The organism is Antarctobacter sp., assembly GCF_034670325.1.
In the GTDB taxonomy this organism is placed as follows: domain Bacteria; phylum Pseudomonadota; class Alphaproteobacteria; order Rhodobacterales; family Rhodobacteraceae; genus Antarctobacter.
On the sequence record NZ_JAXMNR010000003.1, the window covers coordinates 385920 to 402176 of the forward strand.

Genomic DNA, 16257 nt, shown 5'->3' on the forward strand with positions numbered 1-16257 from the left:
TGGCAAGCGGTGATCCAGCGGAGCAGCCTGCGGCTGCGCTGTTTTTCTCGGCCCCCTGTGGGGCCTCGGATTGTGAGTATTTGGACCAAGAAGAAGCCCGCAGGTCAGGCGAGGGAGGGATCGTCGAGCAGGTGGCGGCCCTGTCTGTCCTCGACCTCGATCACCCAGAGGTCGGGGTCGAAGCGGCGTTGGCGGGTGATGGCCTCATCGACGTCGCGTTCGGCCCCAGAGGTGAGGTCGGTCCATTTGCGGTCGCCGGTCATCAGGTCAAAGCCGCGGGTAAAGGCCCGGGCCTGTCCGTCGAGGGTGTTCAGCTTGACGAGGACGGCGCCAGCGGTGTCGTCGCCATGGGCGAGGACAAAAGCGGGGATGTCCGTCAGGCGCAGGCGCGCGAGATAGGCATCGACCCAGAAGCGCGCGGTAAGGCGCGCCATCTCAGGCGTTGCCGTCTTTGAAATCCAGCCCCATTTCGGAGTAGCGTTCCTTTTCCTCGAGCCAGTTTTCACGCACTTTTATTTGCAGGAACAGGTGGATGGGGCGGCCGAGAAACTCTGTGAGTTCCTCGCGAGAGGCCTTGGAGATCGCCTTGATTGTCTCACCCTTGTGGCCAAGGATGATGCCTTTGTGGCCGTCGCGGGCGACATACACGATCTGGTCGATGCGGGCGGAGCCGTCCTTGCGTTCTTCCCAGTTTTCGGTCTCGACCGTCAATTGGTAGGGCAGTTCCTGGTGCAGGCGCAGGGTCAGTTTCTCCCGCGTGATCTCTGCCGCGATCATGCGCATGGGCAGATCGGCGATCTGGTCCTCCGGGTAGAGCCAGGGGCCTTCGGGGACCTCAGACGCCAGCCAGGTGCGCAATTCGTCGATGCCATAGCCTTTTTCGGCGGAGATCATGAAGGTTTTGGCAAAGGGGAAGCGGTCGTTCATGTCCTTGGTCAGGGCGAGCAGTGTCTTGGCCTCGACCCGGTCTATCTTGTTGATGGCAAGGGCGATTTTGCGGCCGCGTGGCAGGTCTGCAAGCCCTTCGAGGATGCGTTCCACGCCTTCGGTGACGCCGCGATGCGCCTCGATCAGCAGCACGATCACATCGGCATCCGCCGCCCCGCCCCAAGCGGCGGCGACCATGGCGCGGTCCAGCCTGCGGCGCGGTTTGAACAAGCCCGGCGTATCGACGAAGATCAGCTGGCTGTCGCCCTCCATCGCCACGCCGCGGATGCGGGCGCGGGTGGTCTGTACCTTGTGGGTGACGATCGAAACCTTGGCCCCTACCATAAAGTTGGTAAGCGTGGATTTGCCCGCGTTGGGCTCTCCGATCAGGGCGATGAAACCGGCGCGTGTGGTCATTGGGGGATCCGGGGGGTTAACTGAAGAAGCTGGTGATTTAGGGGAAAACCGGGATCAACGCCAGTGGAATCCCCGGATCGGCCGCGAATCGGGGTTAACGTCTTGCCGGGGCGCGGAAAATGCCGAGGCACAGTCCATGCACAAACGATGCACAATCCATGCGCATGCACTGCGCCGCGCGGGCGGGTTAACGCATCGTGCGCCGCTCTCGCAGGAGTGAGTAGATCCCGGCCCCCACGATCAGCGCCGCTCCGGCCAGCGTCATGTTATCGGGGCGTTCGCCGAAGAATGTGTAGGCGAGGACAAGCGCCACGATCAGGCGGCTATAGCGGAAGGGGGCGATCACGCCGACCTCTCCGGTGCGCATGGCAAAGGTCATCGCGGTATAACCCGCGAGGCCGCACAGGGCGGTGCCGCAGATCAGGGCGGCGGCCTGTGGAGAGGGTAGGGTCGGTGTCCCGGGCTCAAACATCAGGATCACCAGACCGGCGAAGCTGACGACGGCAAAGCCCAGAACCCCCAGTTGCGCGGTGTGCACATGCATCGGCGCGGTGCGCGTCGCCAGGTCGCGCCCGGCAAAGCCGATCATGCCAAGCAGGGCGAAGACCGCGTTCGCCTCGATCCCCGAAGGCGAGGGGCGCACGATCAGCAGCACGCCCAGAAAGCCCACCGCCATGGCGGTCCATCGGCGCGGGCCGATGCGTTCCTTGAGAACGACCGCCGCGCCCAGCATGACAAACAGGGGGGCCGCCTGAAGGATCGCCGAGGTGGTCGACAGCGGCGTGTAGGCAAGGCTGAGGGCAAAGAAGAGGCGACCGGTAATCTCGAACGCGGTGCGGATCAGCAGGCCGGGGCGCAGGTATTCCCGCGTCCAGACCGGCACGCCGCTGAACCGGGCGTAGAGGGCGTAAAGCGCCATCGCCAGCAGCCCGAACTGCAGGGTGCCAAGTCCGGGGCTGATCCCGCCAGAGCCGGTCGCGGTCTTGAAAAAGGCATCCTCGATCCCGAAGCCAAGCATGGCGAGGATCATGTAGAGGCTGCCCTTGAGATTGTCGGTCATGCGTGGGTCCACGGTTTGCTGAGGCAGGCGGTAGCGTAGATTTCCCGGCTGTGCCAGAGCGCGTCCGCGCAGCGGAAGTCGGGCGGTAGACGGAATATGAAACCCTTGACCCGCCAGAGACTGGACGCGCTCGACGCCCGGGTAGAGCCGCTGGGCCTGCGGCGGCAGCGCCGTGGCCTGATGGTCGTCGACGGGTCAGCGCAGATGACACAGGCGGTGGCCTTGCAGCCACGGGACTGGCGAGATGGATTGGTTTGGGGGCAGTGATTTGCGCAGGTTTATTGGCACCCGGTGGACAAGATCCTGAGCCGGGGGTTCGGGCTGCGCTGGAAGCGCTTTGGCGTACCGGCCGTGTCCCTGTTGCGGATGGGCGACGACCCCGAGCAGATCCCGGCGGGAGCGGGCGGCGGCTTGGGTGGCGTCGGATGTCTTGCCCTGCGCCGAGGCATTGGTCGCTCCGCAAGCGCTGATGTCGCGGGCGGACGAGACGGTGTCCCGGCAAGACCCGCAAGCGGTGCCGCGCAACCTTGCGATGCGGGTCTGGGCAGAACAGGTCCTTGATCCGCCCGGTGTCATGAAGGCGCTGCGCGCGTGCCTGTCGGGCCGTGATTTCGACCTTGAAGCGTTGGAGGCGTTCCACGGACGCCTTAGGGAGGCATCCCCGGAGGCCAAGTTGGCGGATCGCCTTTAGCGGGGGATCATCCCAATTGGTCCAGCAACGCCTTGGCCGCCATCTGCTCGGCCTGCCGTTTGGACCCGGCGGTGGCCTCTGCGGTCTCGCCAGAGGGCAGCCGCGCCTCGATGACAAAGACCGGCGCGTGGTCCGGCCCGGTCCGAGAGGTTTCGACATAGGCGGGGGGCGGCAGCCCGCGCGCCTGTGCCCATTCCTGCAAGCTGGTCTTGGCGTCCTTGGCGTCCTCTTCGACGCCGTCGATGCGTGCGCCCCAGAGCCGCAGGATCAATGCGCGGGCCACGTCAAAACCCGCATCGACGTAGACGGCAGCGATCACCGCCTCCATCGCGTCGCCCAACAGCGCCAGCTTGCGCCGTCCACCGGACAGCTGTTCCGAGCGGCCCAGTTTCAGCGCGTCACCCAGCCCGATCTCACGCGCGACATCGGCGCAGGTCTCTTTGCGCACCAGCGCGTTAAAGCGCGGCGCAAGCTGGCCTTCAGAGGCGGCGCGGTCGTTCTTGAGCAGCGCCTCCGCCATGACCAGACCCAGCACCCGGTCGCCAAGGAACTCTAGCCGCTGGTTGTCCTCGCGCCCCGGTCCAGAGCGTGAGGCATGGGTCACGGCCCTGCGCAGCAGCGCCGGATCGGTGAAACGATAGCCAAGCGAGTCCTGCAAGGCGGTCAGTTCTGCGGAAACCTTCATTCGACAATCCTCAGGACGCGGCCCTCGCGCCCTTCTTGTGAATAGAGCACCAGACGGACCCGTCCCGCAACCGCCGCCAAGGCGACAAGGCCGACGCCACCCGCTGCTTGCGCGATCCGGCTGTCGAGTGAGTTGTCGCGGTTGTCGCCAAGGACAAAGACAAAGCCATCGGGGATGGTCACGGCGGCGGTGAAATCGGTGGCCATTGGGCCGACCTCGAGCACGGTATAGGACGGACCGCCGGGGAGCGTTTCGGTCGCGGCCTGTTTCACGCAGGTGTCGCCCTCGACCACGGGGGTGATACGGCGCGGACGGGTGCCGATGGCGGTGGCGCGGTAGGGTTCGGTCCAGTCGGGGGCGCGCAACCGTCGCCGGGCGTAGCCCCAGAACAGAAGGAACGCCAGCGCCAACAACAAGGCGATGACGGCCCCAGCATTGCTGAGGGTCGGCACCTGTGTCTGTGCCGCCAACAGAACCGCAACCGGGATCACCGACAGCGCAAACCGACCGCGCCCGGTCAGGCCATGCCAGTTCAGCGCCGCGCGGAAAAATCCCATGGCATCCGGCTCAGTCGATCTTTTCAAAGTAGCGGTCGCTGCGCCATGTCCAGAAATACAGCATCGACCGGCCTGCGGACGAGAACAACACCCGGTCGGCGCGGCCAATCAGGTTCTCGTAAGGGACAAAGCCCACGCCATTGGCGATGTTGGGAACACGGCTGTCGGAAGAGTTGTCCCGGTTGTCTCCCATAAAGAAGTAATGACCTTCGGGCACCGTGTAGACCGGCGTATTGTCCGAGCCTTGCATGGAAATGTTCAGGATCGAGTGGCTGACCCCGCCGGGCAGCGTCTCGATGAGCTTTTCCTTGATGCAGGCAGCGCCGTCCCCAACGGTGCCATTGGCACAACGCGGGCGCAGGCGATGCGGTCCCTGCGGGGCGGCCAGTTCCTCAAACGTGCCGTCCGGTGTGACCTCGACCGGCTCACCGTTGATGTGCAGCACGCCGTTGCGCATCTGAATGCGTTCGCCCGGCAGGCCGATCAGCCGCTTGATGAAATCTTGGCCCGACACCGGATGGCGAAACACCACCACATCGCCGCGTTGCGGGTCGCCGCCAAACAGGCGTTTGTTATCGCCGTCGGCCCAGCCGCACAGATCCTGCGCGTCGATGTTGATGCCAAAGCGCGGGATTTTGACAGAGGGGCAAGAGGCGTAGGAATAGCCATAGGCCATCTTGTTGACGAAGAGGAAATCGCCGATCAGCAGCGTGTCCTTCATAGACCCTGACGGGATCCAGAACGGCTGAAACAGGACGGTCCGAAAGACGCCCGCGATCAGCAGCGCGTAGACAATCGTCTTGATGGTCTCCCAGAGACCGCCTTTTTTCTCTTCGGTTGCCATATGGCGAGCCCCTTGCCTGTCGTTCCGGCGTTTCATGAGCGGCAGGGCAGGGCGTGTCAAGGCGGCAGGCCCGGTGATTGACCGGGGCGCGCCGGAGCCACTACCGTAACGACCATTCAAAAGACCCCGGGGAGGGGGCAAGATGATTCGCAAAATTATGTTGTTCTCCGGGCTGCTTGCCCTGTTCGGCGCACCGCTGAAGGCCTTTACCCAGTGCGACTTTGGTTTTGAGGTGAACAACGAAAGCAGCGCCCTGCAATCGCTGATCGACGGGGCGCAGGATCTGGGGGGCTTCTGGCGTCCGATCCGTCAGGCCCCGGATGACGTGCAAGAGATCGGGCGGTTCATCGCGCGGCTGGATATCTGCCTTGTGACCCCGGACGGCAAGCCCCGCACAATCCGCATCGGCGGCGGCAGTCAGGAAATCCCCAGCCCCTATGTCACCACCTGCACCGCCGCGCTGTTGCCGGGAAACCGGCTGTTGGCAAACCGCCACTGTTTCTACGAACCGGCGCTGGTGAAGGCGGGGTTCACCTTTGTGCAGGAGGCGCGGGCGAACTTTGGCTACGTCTCGGAGGATTTCACCGACAATGTGCAGACCTTTCTGGTCGCCAACCGCGAACTGGCGCAGGACGAGGGTACCGATGCGCTGGTGTTGCAGATCGTCGGGGCGGATGCCAACGAACGTTTGGGCGGCCATATCCCCATGCTGATGGAAACCCGCGCCACGCCGCGCCGCGCGCTGACCATGATCCACCATCCTTTGCGCCAGCCGCAGCGGTTTTCAGCCGGGACCTGTCAGATTCACCCGACGCAGGATGAATTGCCGCCAGAGGCGGCAGAACTGCGCCACAGTTGTGAAACCGGCGGTGGGTCCTCTGGTGCGCTGTTGCTGGACGCGCGGACGCTGGCGGTTGTGGGCCTGCACAACCGGGGCGGGCTGACGGCGCGCGGCGGTCACAACGGCGGGCACAAGATTGCGGCGGTCGAGGCGGCGCTGGGTTTGGGCTTTGAGGAGGTGCGTAGCCCGGAACCCAAGGTCGATCCCGAGGCAGAGGCCCGGTTGGCGCTGACCGCCGCGCTGCTGATCCGTGCGCTGGACGGGCGGGCCGCCGCTCTGGCGCAGGTGGAACGGGACCACGCGGGCACACGGGGGGCGACGCTTGCGGCGCGAGAGCGGGCAGACCTGCACGAGGACCGGGCCAATGCCGCGCTCGACGCGGCTGAACGGCTGTCCGACCCGAGGCAGCAAAAAACGGCGCTGGAACAGGTTGCGCGCGACTTTGTGCAGACAAGGGCGGCGGACCGGGCGCAGCGTATGCTGGTGTTCCTGCAACCCAAGGGCCCATCGCGTGACGATCAGGCGATGGCATCACTGTTGGCGGCATTGCGCGCGCCGGACGATGCCGCGCAGCGGCCCCTGCTTGAAGCCATCCTGAAGGATTTCTCCGGGACGTCGGCGGCCAAGAGCGCCGAAGCGATGCTGGCTAAAATGGCGGTGGCGACCAAACCTGTGGCAAAAACGGTTGCCAGACCGGTCGCCGTACCCAAGCAACCGACGGCGCGCGCCAGTGATACGGAGAAAAGTGCTACTGCCGCGCTGGGGCGTGCCCTTGCCATGTCTGATCCGGACATGCAGCGGCGGGCGCTGTCGATGGTGCAGGAGCGTTACCCGGGAACGAATGCTGCGAAAAGGGCGCGGGCGGCGGTCGCAAAACTGACGACCTCGGGAACGGCAGTGGTGAATGGCGCGACCAAGGCCAATGCGCGCGCCGCGCTGGCGCGTGCCCTTGCCATGTTTGATCCGGACATGCAGCGGCGGGCACTGTCGATGGTGCAGGAGCGTTACCCGGGAACGGATGCGGCGAAAAAGGCGCGCGCGGCGGTTGCCGCTGTTCCGACCTTGAGTGTCAAGCAGGACGGCAGCGGTGATTTTCGCACCATCGCCGAGGCGGTGAAGGCGGCAAAGCCGGGCACAAGGATCGAAATCTTCCCCGGAACCTACAATGGCGGAGTTCGGGTTGGCAAAGAGCTTGAAATCGTCGGGGTCGGCGACCGGGACAAGATCATCTGGCAAGCGAAGAGTGCCGACGTCATCGAATGGGTTGCGCCGAAGGGCCGGATCGCCAACCTGAGCCTGCGCCAATTGGGCGAGAGTTCATATGCCGTCAGATTCGGGGCCGGTTCGGCACTTTTGGAGCACTGTGACCTTACCTCTTCGGGAGGTCCCTCGAAGGGAGCTCCCATTGTTGGCATCTTTAATCGCGCCAATCCTGTGCTGCGCGACAACGTCATCCACGATGGCAAGTCGATCGGTGTCTTCGTTGCTTTCAAGGGAAGGGGCACGCTGGAGCGCAACAAAATCTACGGCAACAAAAATGCCCAGGTCAGCGTCACCCTTGAGGGTGACCCTGTGCTGCGCAACAACGTGATCGGCCCCAGTCCCACGATTGCCGTATTCGTCAACAAGGGCGGCAAAGGCACGATCATCGCCAATGATCTGCGCGGCAACAAGGCAGGCGCCTTTAGCATCGGGCGCGACGCGGGCAAGGTCATCCGCCGCGACAACAAGGAATAGTCACGCCTTCAACCGCGCCTCGATCACCACAAAGGCCTGCGCCCAGGGGTGATCGTCGGTCAGGGTGACGTGGATGATCGCCTCGTGCCCCTCGGGCGTCATGGCGTCCAGCCGTTCCTTTGCCCAGCCCGTCACCTCCATCACCGGCTGGCCGGTGCGCAGGTTGCTGACGGCCATGTCCTTCCACGCGATGCCCATGCGCAGACCGGTTCCCAGCGCCTTGGAACAGGCTTCTTTCGCGGCCCAGCGTTTGGCATAGGTGCCCGCCACATCGCGGCGGCGTTCGGCCTTGCGCTGTTCCACCTCGGTGAAAACGCGGTTGCGGAACCGGTCGCCGAACCGCTCCAGCGTGCCGGCGATGCGGTCGATGTTGGCCAGATCGGTGCCAATGCCAAGGATCATAGGGAGGGGTCTCTATCCGGGGATCACTGCGTCAGGGCGGTGGTGATATCGCCCGTCGCCTGATTGAGCGTGAACCGCAGCGAATACCAGTCGAAATCGGCAGTCGCCGCATTGTAGGCCTGCACCGGCACGGAGAAACGCAGCCCGGTGGCGGGATCATAGCTGGAGGTCAGCTCATTGAAGCGAATGCCGCCGAACCCCATGCCACCATAGCCGATGGTCTTGCACTGACGGTCGCCAATCTCGGAATAGGGCGGCGACAGAACAAGGATATGCGCCCATGCGGCGGCCGGTTCGATGGTGTCCAGCACTGCCAGCCGTGTCTTTCCATTGGAAAAGGTGCGGCTGTTTTCTTCCCACGGTTCGGCAAGGTTCCACGCGCTGGCCTGCCAGTCGCAGTCGCTGACGGTGACAACGGGGTCTTCCTGCGCGGCGGCCAGAGCGGGTAGCAGGGCAAGGGGCAGGGCGGTCAGGAAACGGGGCATGGCGGATCACCGGGGTTGTCTGGGGGTCCGTGAAACCCTAGGCCGATCCGTGTGGCAAAGCGAGGACGGGTTTTCCCGACCCGGCCTAGAACCCCAACCGTTGCAGCCGCCCGATCACCTTGCGGAAGATCACCGGCGGCAGGATTTCCTGCAACCTGTCGGCGCGTTTGACCTGCCGGTCAATCTGGTCCTGCGTGCCGGGGCGTGGCTTGAACAGGGTGGTGTGCGACTTGCGCGTATAGTCCCATGTGGCGGTGTAGTAATACAGCGCCAGCGACATGCGCGGCTCTCCATCCGGGTGGTTCACCGTCTCCGGGTTGCCGTGCCATGTGTCAGACCCGGTGTTGAAACAGCACATCCGGTTGAAGACAGGCACAAAGCTGTCGACCTGCTTGGTCATGTCGGTGTTCCAGATCTCGAACGAACCGCCGTATTCCTTTTTCCAATCCTTGTTCAGGTAGATCAGGATGTTAAGGCGACGTTCAAGGTTCAGCTTGGCGTTGTGGTTGAAGTCCGCGTGGATATCCAGATGTCCGCCATTGGCCACCACATGCACGCCGCCACCGGCGAAATAGGGATCGGGGATCAGCCCGTTGATGCCGGTCATCTCTTCGAGGAACCGCACAAAGGGGCGCGAGTTCAGAACGTAGAACAGATTGCGGGTGTAGGGCGGCAGGCGCTCGGGCAGGTAGCTGGACTTCAGCTTTTCCTGCGGGCGGTCGAACATGGTCTCCGCTTCTGGCAAGGTGCGGATCTCTTGCAAAACGTGCTCCAGCACCTCTTCGGGCAGGAAGTCGTCGAAACAGCCATAGGGATAAGGCCGGCGGCTTTGATACTCCGCGCCTACCTGCGCGCCAGCGGCCTTGGCAGCCCCGGCGTCGATGGCAAGCGTTACGGGATCCATCGGGATAACTGGCATGAGAAGACCCTCTGCTGACAGGCGCGTTTGCGCCTTCATACTGCCCGTTTGCGGCAAGAAAATGGTAACAAACGTATGGAATTTGGCGCGCCCTGCGCGGTAACCGCTCCCTTCAGCCGCGCGCCTCATCCATCAGCCGCCGCATCTCGGCTATTGCCGGGCCAAGGCCCAGAAAGATCGCCTCGCCGATCAGGAAGTGCCCGATGTTCAGCTCCATCACCTCGGGAAAGGCGGCGACCGGTTTGACAGTCTCATAGGTCAGTCCGTGACCGGCATGAACCTCCAGTCCCAGTGAATGGGCAAACGCAGCCATGTCGCGCATCCGCTCCAGCTCGGCGTCGCGTTCGTCAAATCGGCCCTCGGCGTGGAAATCGCAATAGGCCCCGGTATGCAATTCGATCACCTGCGCGCCGATCCGGTGCGCCGCCTCGATCTGGCGGCGGTCGGCGGCGATAAAGATCGACACCCGGCATCCCGCTTCGCGCAGGGGCGCGATGAAATGCGCCAGCTTGTTTTCCTCGCGCGCGACCTCCAGCCCGCCTTCGGTGGTCCGCTCCTCACGCTTTTCCGGCACGATGCAGACCGCGTGCGGCTTGTGCCGCAGCGCGATGGCCTGCATCTCCGCCGTCGCCGCCATCTCAAAGTTCAGCGGCACCGTCAGATGATCCATCAACGCATCGATATCCGCGTCCGAGATATGGCGGCGATCCTCGCGCAGGTGTGCTGTGATGCCATCGGCACCGGCCTCCTCGGCCAATTTCGCCGCGCGCACCGGATCGGGATAGGCGCTGCCGCGCGCGTTGCGCACCGTGGCGACATGGTCGATGTTGACGCCAAGGCGCAGGTTTCCGGCATTGGGGTTCATGGCGTTCTCCCGCTCAAAAATTTGATCAAAAGCTAGATCGCAGGCCCCGGAAAGGAAAGTGCGAATTCCGCGCGCCGCCCCGGCTTCTTCTGTCCAAAAATATCCCGGGGGGCGACCGAAGGGAGACGGGGGCAGCGCCCCCTAATCCGCCTGCTTGCCCAGCTTCTTTTTCTTTTTCAATTCGGCCAGCTTGGCCTTGATCGCGCCTTTGCGCCGGTTCTGGAAGGCGGTGATCAGCGGCAGGGACACGTAATAGGCGATTGTGCCCGCCACGATGCCGGGAATGATTCCGCCGATCATGTAAGGAAAAAACACCTCATCGTAGAAGATGCTCAAGTGGCTCCAATCGGCCTTGTCCGGGGTAAAGAGGGCAAGCAGATTGTCCCACAGGTCTTCACCGGCCTTGACGAATTTCTTGCCGATACTGCCATGATCGGCGCCTGCCTTCAGCCCAAGCAAGGAATAGCCGGTCTTCATCGCAACAACGCCGATGGGCACGTAGGTCAGCGGGTTGCCAAAGAAGGTCGACAGGATCGCGGCCAGAATATTGCCCCGCATGATCCAGGCCAACATCGCCGCAAACACAAAGTGAAAGCCGTAGAATGGGGTGAAGGTGGTGAACACCCCGGCGAAGATCCCGCGCGCGATTCGTTCGGGCGGATCGGGAAGACGGTTCAGGCGCAGTTGCACATAACGCGCAGCCCGGCCCCAGCCGCCACGCGGCCAGAGCGCTTCGAGCACGATCCGGCCCACTGGCCGTCTGTCGCGTCGCTTGAAGACCAAACTGTGCCTTTCTGCCTACTCTGCCGCTTCGGAGGCTGCCCCCGGAACCGTCTCCAGTGCCGGATCACGCCGCCTTTCGACCGAGGCGACATTGCTCTCCGCCTCAAGGTTGGAAATCAGGGAGTGCAGGTGTTCCGCATCTCTGAGGTCTACATCCATCATCAAACGGTAATAATCCGGTTTACGGTCTATGAAGTTCAAATCAGAGATATTGGCCCGTGTCTCGCCAATCAATGTGCAAATGCGTCCCAGGACCCCGGCATCGTTGCCAATCGTCAGATCCAGCGACACGGTATAGACCGCCGGGTGCTTGCCCTCGGCCCAATGCAGGTCCAGCCAGCGGTCAGGCTTGTCCTCGTGGTTGGCCAGAGCGGCGCAGTCGATGGCATGGACCGCCACCCCCCGGCCACGATGGGCAAGGCCGACAATCCGTTCGCCGGGCAGTGGCTGGCAGCAGCGGGCGCGTTCAAACCCTTGCCCGTGTTCCAGCCCGACAACCGCTTTCTTGAGTTCGATCTCACCGCCGTCGCGGATGGCAAGGTTGGGATAGACCGCCTCCACCACCTCAGAGGACGTCAGTTCGGCGCTGCCCAGCCGGGCCAGCAGCGTTTCGGTGTCTTCCAGCCGCAGGGTCGCCGCGGCCTTTTCCAGCACCTTGTCGGTGGCTTTCTTGCCGCGCGCCTCAAACGCCGCGCGGGCCAATTCATGGCCCAGCTTGGCATAGCGTTCCTTGTTGGCTTCGCGCAGGGCGCGCCGGATCGAGGCCTTGGCCTTTCCGGTCGTCGCCATGTCCAGCCATGTCGCCTGCGGGGCCTGCCCTTCGGCGATGATGATCTCGACCGACTGGCCGTTCTTCAGCCGCGTCCACAGCGGCACCCGGATGCCATCGACCTTGGCCCCCACGCATTTCGACCCGATCCGCGTGTGGATCGCATAGGCGTAGTCGATCGGCGTCGCCCCGCGCGGCAATTTGACCACGTCGCCCTGCGGGGTAAAGCAGAACACCTTGTCGGAATACATCTCCAGCTTGACCGCCTCCATGAAGGCGTCGTGATCCTCTTCGGAATCCAGCTGTTCGGTGACCGAGGTGATCCACTTGGCCGGGTCCACGGCAAAGCGGTTTTCGGCCCGCACCCCGTCGCGATAGGACCAGTGCGCGGCCACGCCGGTTTCGGCGACCTCGTGCATTTCGCGGGTGCGGATCTGCACCTCGACCCGTTTGCCATCGCGGCCTGACACGGTGGTGTGGATCGAGCGATAGCCGTTGGTCTTGGGTTGGCTGATGTAATCCTTGAACCGCCCCGGCACCGCGCGCCAGCGCTGGTGGATCGCCCCCAACGCGCCATAGCAGTCCTTTTCGGACCGTGTGATCACGCGGAACCCGTAGATGTCCGACAGCCGGGAAAAGCCGATCTTCTTTTCCTGCATCTTGCGCCAGATCGAATAGGGCTTTTTCGCGCGGCCAAAGACCTCGGCCTCGACCCCGGCCTTTTCCAGTTCGTGACGCATGTCAGAGGTGATCCGCTGCACCACGTCGCCGGTTTCCCTTTGCAGGGTGATGAAGCGGCGGATGATGCTGTCGCGGCCCTTGGGGTTGAGCACGCGAAAGGCGTGATCCTCCAGTTCCTCGCGCATCCACTGCATGCCCATGCGGCCCGCCAGCGGGGCGAAGATATCCATCGTCTCGCGCGCCTTCTGCACCTGCTTTTCAGGCTTCATGGCGCGGATCGTGCGCATGTTGTGCAGCCGGTCGGCCAGCTTGACGAGGATCACCCGCAGGTCCTTGGACATCGCCATGAACAGCTTGCGAAAATTTTCGGCCTGCTTGGTTTCAGAGCTGGAAAGCTGGAGGTTGGTCAGCTTGGTGACGCCATCGACAAGGTCGGCCACCTCGCGCCCGAATCTCTGTTTGACCTCGGCGTAGGTCGATCGGGTGTCTTCGATGGTGTCATGCAGCAGTGCGGTCACGATGGTGGCGTCGTCAAGCTGTTGCTCGGTCAGGATCGCCGCCACCGCAACCGGATGGCTGAAATAGGGCTCTCCCGACTTGCGGGTCTGGCCCTCATGCATCTCGAGGCCATACTCATAGGCCGCGAGGATCAACTTTGCGTTGGTCTTCGGGTTGTAGTTGCGAACGAGGTCAACGAGGTCTTCAGCAGAGATCATGTCACCTCACCGCCGAACCGGTATCAGCCCTGGCCCTGCGCCTCCATGAGCGCGCGCAGCAGTTTTTCTTCGGACATGTCGTCCTCTTGCGGCTTGTCCGCCTCGGTGCCCATGAGCAGCGCCATGGCGTCCTCTTCAGGCTCGTCCACCTCGATCTGGGTCTGGTTCGACTCGATCAGGCGTTCGCGGAGTTCGTCGGCAGACTGGGTCTCTTCTGCGATTTCGCGCAGGGCGACAACCGGGTTCTTGTCGTTGTCGCGGTCCACCGTGATCGCCGCACCGGATGCAACCTCGCGCGCACGATGTGCGGCCAGCATCACCAGCTCGAACCGGTTCGGGACTTTGTCAACGCAATCTTCTACCGTCACGCGGGCCATAGAGTGCTCCGTTTTCTGTCTTGAGGGCCTCAGAAAGACTTGACATACCGCGCGACCCGAGGATTGACAAGGGCAATAGCCCGGTCGTCACAGGTCAAATTGGTCGTGCCTCGGCGCGATCCTGCCGGGGCAGGGCGGCCAGCATTTGTGCGACGGTTTCGCCGGTCAGCGGGTGACGCCAATCCGCCGCGATATCGGCCAGCGGCACCAGCACGAAAACCCGGTCCTGCATCCGGGGATGTGGCAGGATCAGGCACTCCGGTGCCTCGCGGCCCTGTGCCTCCGTAGGCAGCGTCCGCCACCGGGTTTGCATGTCGACGTCCGGGCGCACGGCCCTATCCGCCGCCAACAGATCAAGGTCGAGCGACCGGCTGGCCCAGCGCTGTGCCCGTTCTCGGCCGAAATCCGCCTCTATCGCGTGCAGGATTTTCAGCAGCGCCTCGGGGCTGTCCGGCCCAGTGACCGCGGCGCAGGCATTGACATAGTCCGGTCCCGCGCCCGCCGGAAAGCAAGGGGTTGCGTAAAAACGGCTCAGGCGGCGCAGATGCAGCCCGGCAGCGGCCATGGCGGCCACAGCGGCGCCAAGCGTTTCTCCGCGCCCACCCGCCTCTGATCCAAGGTTGGAGCCCAGAGCGATAAGGAATTCTTGTACCATTTGACCCAACGTACTATTCTTTTGAGACTTCCCTGCGCCTTGCAGAGCGCAGAAAAAAACATAATCTACTTCGACGCGCTCGCCGCCACACTCACACTCACGGATCAGGCGAGCCGATTGGACGAAAGGAAATTTTATGTTCTACAAGGACGAACGGCTTGCGCTGTTCATAGACGGTTCCAATCTCTATGCCGCTGCAAAAGCTCTCGGTTTCGATATCGACTACAAGCTGCTTCGGCAGGAGTTTGCGCGTCGTGGCAAGATGGTTCGGGCCTTCTATTACACAGCGCTTCTGGAAAATGACGAGTATTCGCCGATCCGCCCGCTGGTGGACTGGCTGCACTACAACGGCTTCACCATGGTGACAAAGCCCGCGAAGGAATACACCGACAGCCAGGGCCGCCGCAAGGTCAAGGGTAACATGGATATCGAACTGACTGTCGATGCCATGGAACTGGCGCCCCGTGTGGACCATATCGTGCTGTTCTCCGGTGACGGTGACTTCCGCCCGCTGGTGGAAAGCCTGCAACGTCAGGGCGTGCGTGTCTCGGTGGTTTCGACCATCAGGTCGCAACCGCCGATGATCGCGGACGAACTGCGCCGTCAGGCCGACAACTTCATCGAACTCGACGAGCTGCGTGAAGTCATCGGTCGCCCGCCGCGCGACACACATGTCGAGCGCAACTTCGAAGTTGCCGCTTCTGGCAAGTGAACCGGACCGCGCCCGTCTCCGTGACGGGCGCGGCCTGCGGTTGGTGGCCCGGCCTTCACTCGGGTCGGGCACCAACCGTCACCTTCGCCTCTGGCAGAGGCGCTGCACCCTTTACCTCGCGCCGCACGGCCACTAGGTCTGCGCAGAACAGTTGAGGAAAGGTGCCTTGATGTCCCAGACCCTTCCACCGCTCACCCTGCTGCTGGCTGCGCCGCGCGGATTCTGTGCGGGCGTGGATCGCGCGATCAAGATCGTCGAGATGGCGCTCGATAAATGGGGGGCGCCGGTCTACGTCCGGCATGAGATCGTGCATAACAAATACGTCGTCGACGATCTGCGCGCCAAGGGTGCGGTGTTTGTCGAAGAGCTGGAGGATTGCCCGGACGACCGCCCGGTGATCTTTTCCGCACACGGCGTGCCCAAGGCCATTCCGGCAGAGGCGGCCCGGCGCGAAATGATCTATGTGGACGCGACCTGCCCGCTGGTGTCCAAGGTCCATATCGAGGCAGCCCGCCATTCGGAAAACGGGTTGCAGATGATCATGATCGGCCACGCGGGCCACCCCGAGACCGTTGGCACCATGGGCCAATTGCCCGAGGGCGAGGTGCTGTTGGTCGAGACGGTGGCGGATGTCGCGACGGTCGAGGTGCGCGACCCGGAGCGGTTGGCCTTTGTCACCCAGACCACGCTGTCTGTGGATGACACCGCCGGAATCGTCGCGGCGCTTCAGGCGCGCTTTCCCGCCATTGTCGGCCCCCACAAAGAAGACATCTGCTACGCCACCACCAACCGTCAGGAGGCGGTCAAGGCCATCGCGCCCCGCGTCGATGCGATCTTGGTGGTGGGCGCGCCCAACTCGTCAAACTCCAAACGTCTGGTCGAGGTCGGTCGCCGCGCGGGTTGCGCCTATGCGCAACTTGTCCAGCGCGCCACTGACATCGACTGGCGCGCCCTTGACGGGATCACATCGGTCGGCATCACGGCGGGGGCCTCGGCCCCAGAGGTGCTGATCGACGAGGTGATCGACGCGTTCCGCGCCCATTACGATGTGACGGTTGAAATGGTGGAAACCGCGCAGGAAAACGTGGAATTCAAGGTGCCGCGCGTGCTGCGCGTTCCCGCATGACCCGCCTT

Annotated in this window: 19 protein-coding genes; 5 read left to right on the forward strand and 14 right to left on the reverse strand. The window is 63.5% G+C overall.

From position 1 onward, the window contains the following. Positions 1 to 104: 104 nt before the first annotated feature. The 3 genes from VOI21_RS09820 to VOI21_RS09830 form a co-directional block, all read right to left on the reverse strand. Positions 105 to 434: a DUF1491 family protein gene (locus VOI21_RS09820; protein ID WP_323769674.1), complete on the reverse strand. Its 330-nt coding sequence runs from the start codon at positions 432 to 434 to the stop codon at positions 105 to 107. 1 nt (position 435) lies between these two features. After that, positions 436 to 1344: a GTPase Era gene (gene era, locus VOI21_RS09825; protein WP_323769675.1), complete on the reverse strand. Its 909-nt coding sequence runs from the start codon at positions 1342 to 1344 to the stop codon at positions 436 to 438. A gap of 187 nt (positions 1345 to 1531) precedes the next feature. Then, on the reverse strand, positions 1532 to 2404 hold the full coding sequence (locus tag VOI21_RS09830) for a DMT family transporter (RefSeq protein WP_323769676.1): 873 nt from the start codon (positions 2402 to 2404) through the stop codon (positions 1532 to 1534). A gap of 96 nt (positions 2405 to 2500) precedes the next feature. Between VOI21_RS09830 and VOI21_RS09835 the strand changes: the two genes are divergently transcribed. Together VOI21_RS09835 and VOI21_RS09840 are read left to right on the forward strand one after the other, a co-directional pair. After that, the gene (locus VOI21_RS09835) at positions 2501 to 2671 is read left to right on the forward strand and encodes a hypothetical protein (RefSeq protein ID WP_323769677.1); all 171 of its coding nucleotides are present in this window, start codon (positions 2501 to 2503) and stop codon (positions 2669 to 2671) included. 148 nt (positions 2672 to 2819) lie between these two features. After that, a complete protein-coding gene (locus tag VOI21_RS09840; RefSeq protein WP_323769678.1) occupies positions 2820 to 3095 on the forward strand; it encodes a hypothetical protein in 276 nt (91 codons plus the stop codon). 7 nt (positions 3096 to 3102) lie between these two features. Here VOI21_RS09840 and rnc read toward each other — a convergent pair whose 3' ends face one another. The 3 genes from rnc to lepB are packed head-to-tail and all read right to left on the reverse strand — an operon-like array spanning position 3103 to position 5181. Continuing rightward, positions 3103 to 3780 carry a ribonuclease III gene (rnc, locus tag VOI21_RS09845; RefSeq protein ID WP_323769679.1) on the reverse strand — a complete coding sequence of 226 codons (678 nt, stop codon included), beginning with the start codon at positions 3778 to 3780 and terminating at the stop codon, positions 3103 to 3105. Next, complete coding sequence (locus VOI21_RS09850; protein WP_323769680.1) at positions 3777 to 4337, reverse strand: S26 family signal peptidase; 561 nt, start codon at positions 4335 to 4337, stop codon at positions 3777 to 3779. Before VOI21_RS09850 ends, rnc begins: the two co-directional genes overlap by 4 nt. Before the next feature lie 10 nt (positions 4338 to 4347). Then, on the reverse strand, positions 4348 to 5181 hold the full coding sequence (gene lepB / locus VOI21_RS09855) for a signal peptidase I (RefSeq protein WP_323769681.1): 834 nt from the start codon (positions 5179 to 5181) through the stop codon (positions 4348 to 4350). A 142-nt stretch (positions 5182 to 5323) separates the two neighbouring features. On the opposite strand from lepB, the gene VOI21_RS09860 reads away from it, so the two are divergent. Continuing rightward, positions 5324 to 7759, forward strand: a complete 2436-nt coding sequence (locus tag VOI21_RS09860) for a right-handed parallel beta-helix repeat-containing protein (protein ID WP_323769682.1) — start codon at positions 5324 to 5326, stop codon at positions 7757 to 7759. Here VOI21_RS09860 and acpS read toward each other — a convergent pair whose 3' ends face one another. From acpS to folK, 8 genes are all read right to left on the reverse strand, one after another. Further along, positions 7760 to 8161, reverse strand: coding sequence for a holo-ACP synthase (gene acpS / locus VOI21_RS09865; protein WP_323769683.1), 402 nt, complete (start codon positions 8159 to 8161; stop codon positions 7760 to 7762). Positions 8162 to 8184: 23 nt separating this feature from the next. Continuing rightward, a complete protein-coding gene (locus VOI21_RS09870) occupies positions 8185 to 8646 on the reverse strand; it encodes a hypothetical protein (protein WP_323769684.1) in 462 nt (153 codons plus the stop codon). 85 nt (positions 8647 to 8731) lie between these two features. Further along, a complete protein-coding gene (locus tag VOI21_RS09875; RefSeq protein ID WP_323769685.1) occupies positions 8732 to 9565 on the reverse strand; it encodes a 2OG-Fe(II) oxygenase in 834 nt (277 codons plus the stop codon). A 112-nt stretch (positions 9566 to 9677) separates the two neighbouring features. Beyond that, positions 9678 to 10430: a pyridoxine 5'-phosphate synthase gene (locus VOI21_RS09880; RefSeq protein ID WP_323769686.1), complete on the reverse strand. Its 753-nt coding sequence runs from the start codon at positions 10428 to 10430 to the stop codon at positions 9678 to 9680. 141 nt (positions 10431 to 10571) lie between these two features. Then, a complete protein-coding gene (locus VOI21_RS09885; RefSeq protein ID WP_323769687.1) occupies positions 10572 to 11213 on the reverse strand; it encodes a DUF2062 domain-containing protein in 642 nt (213 codons plus the stop codon). A 15-nt stretch (positions 11214 to 11228) separates the two neighbouring features. Further along, a complete protein-coding gene (locus tag VOI21_RS09890) occupies positions 11229 to 13379 on the reverse strand; it encodes a bifunctional (p)ppGpp synthetase/guanosine-3',5'-bis(diphosphate) 3'-pyrophosphohydrolase (protein WP_323769688.1) in 2151 nt (716 codons plus the stop codon). A gap of 23 nt (positions 13380 to 13402) precedes the next feature. Further along, positions 13403 to 13756 (reverse strand): DNA-directed RNA polymerase subunit omega, encoded by a 354-nt coding sequence (gene rpoZ, locus VOI21_RS09895; protein ID WP_323769689.1) that lies wholly within the window; start codon positions 13754 to 13756, stop codon positions 13403 to 13405. A 94-nt stretch (positions 13757 to 13850) separates the two neighbouring features. Beyond that, on the reverse strand, positions 13851 to 14411 hold the full coding sequence (gene folK / locus VOI21_RS09900) for a 2-amino-4-hydroxy-6-hydroxymethyldihydropteridine diphosphokinase (protein ID WP_323769690.1): 561 nt from the start codon (positions 14409 to 14411) through the stop codon (positions 13851 to 13853). A 136-nt stretch (positions 14412 to 14547) separates the two neighbouring features. Here folK and VOI21_RS09905 point away from each other — a divergent pair, with 136 nt between their 5' ends. Together VOI21_RS09905 and ispH are read left to right on the forward strand one after the other, a co-directional pair. Further along, positions 14548 to 15123, forward strand: a complete 576-nt coding sequence (locus tag VOI21_RS09905; RefSeq protein WP_323769691.1) for an NYN domain-containing protein — start codon at positions 14548 to 14550, stop codon at positions 15121 to 15123. Positions 15124 to 15292: 169 nt separating this feature from the next. After that, positions 15293 to 16249 (forward strand): 4-hydroxy-3-methylbut-2-enyl diphosphate reductase, encoded by a 957-nt coding sequence (gene ispH, locus VOI21_RS09910; RefSeq protein WP_323769692.1) that lies wholly within the window; start codon positions 15293 to 15295, stop codon positions 16247 to 16249. Positions 16250 to 16257 lie beyond the last annotated feature (8 nt).

Excerpts from the sequence above, each read along its gene's own strand:
- VOI21_RS09880 (WP_323769686.1), bottom strand. The coding sequence starts at position 10,430 with ATGAACCCCAATGCCGGAAACCTGCGCCTTGGCGTCAACATCGACCAT.
- era (WP_323769675.1), bottom strand. The coding sequence starts at position 1,344 with ATGACCACACGCGCCGGTTTCATCGCCCTGATCGGAGAGCCCAACGCG.
- VOI21_RS09890 (WP_323769688.1), bottom strand. The coding sequence starts at position 13,379 with ATGATCTCTGCTGAAGACCTCGTTGACCTCGTTCGCAACTACAACCCG.
- VOI21_RS09870 (WP_323769684.1), bottom strand. The coding sequence starts at position 8,646 with ATGCCCCGTTTCCTGACCGCCCTGCCCCTTGCCCTGCTACCCGCTCTG.
- VOI21_RS09835 (WP_323769677.1), top strand. The coding sequence starts at position 2,501 with ATGAAACCCTTGACCCGCCAGAGACTGGACGCGCTCGACGCCCGGGTA.
- VOI21_RS09820 (WP_323769674.1), bottom strand. The coding sequence starts at position 434 with ATGGCGCGCCTTACCGCGCGCTTCTGGGTCGATGCCTATCTCGCGCGC.
- VOI21_RS09850 (WP_323769680.1), bottom strand. The coding sequence starts at position 4,337 with ATGGGATTTTTCCGCGCGGCGCTGAACTGGCATGGCCTGACCGGGCGC.
- acpS (WP_323769683.1), bottom strand. The coding sequence starts at position 8,161 with ATGATCCTTGGCATTGGCACCGATCTGGCCAACATCGACCGCATCGCC.
- VOI21_RS09860 (WP_323769682.1), top strand. The coding sequence starts at position 5,324 with ATGATTCGCAAAATTATGTTGTTCTCCGGGCTGCTTGCCCTGTTCGGC.
- VOI21_RS09875 (WP_323769685.1), bottom strand. The coding sequence starts at position 9,565 with ATGCCAGTTATCCCGATGGATCCCGTAACGCTTGCCATCGACGCCGGG.
- VOI21_RS09830 (WP_323769676.1), bottom strand. The coding sequence starts at position 2,404 with ATGACCGACAATCTCAAGGGCAGCCTCTACATGATCCTCGCCATGCTT.
- lepB (WP_323769681.1), bottom strand. The coding sequence starts at position 5,181 with ATGGCAACCGAAGAGAAAAAAGGCGGTCTCTGGGAGACCATCAAGACG.
- VOI21_RS09905 (WP_323769691.1), top strand. The coding sequence starts at position 14,548 with ATGTTCTACAAGGACGAACGGCTTGCGCTGTTCATAGACGGTTCCAAT.
- rpoZ (WP_323769689.1), bottom strand. The coding sequence starts at position 13,756 with ATGGCCCGCGTGACGGTAGAAGATTGCGTTGACAAAGTCCCGAACCGG.
- rnc (WP_323769679.1), bottom strand. The coding sequence starts at position 3,780 with ATGAAGGTTTCCGCAGAACTGACCGCCTTGCAGGACTCGCTTGGCTAT.
- folK (WP_323769690.1), bottom strand. The coding sequence starts at position 14,411 with ATGGTACAAGAATTCCTTATCGCTCTGGGCTCCAACCTTGGATCAGAG.
- ispH (WP_323769692.1), top strand. The coding sequence starts at position 15,293 with ATGTCCCAGACCCTTCCACCGCTCACCCTGCTGCTGGCTGCGCCGCGC.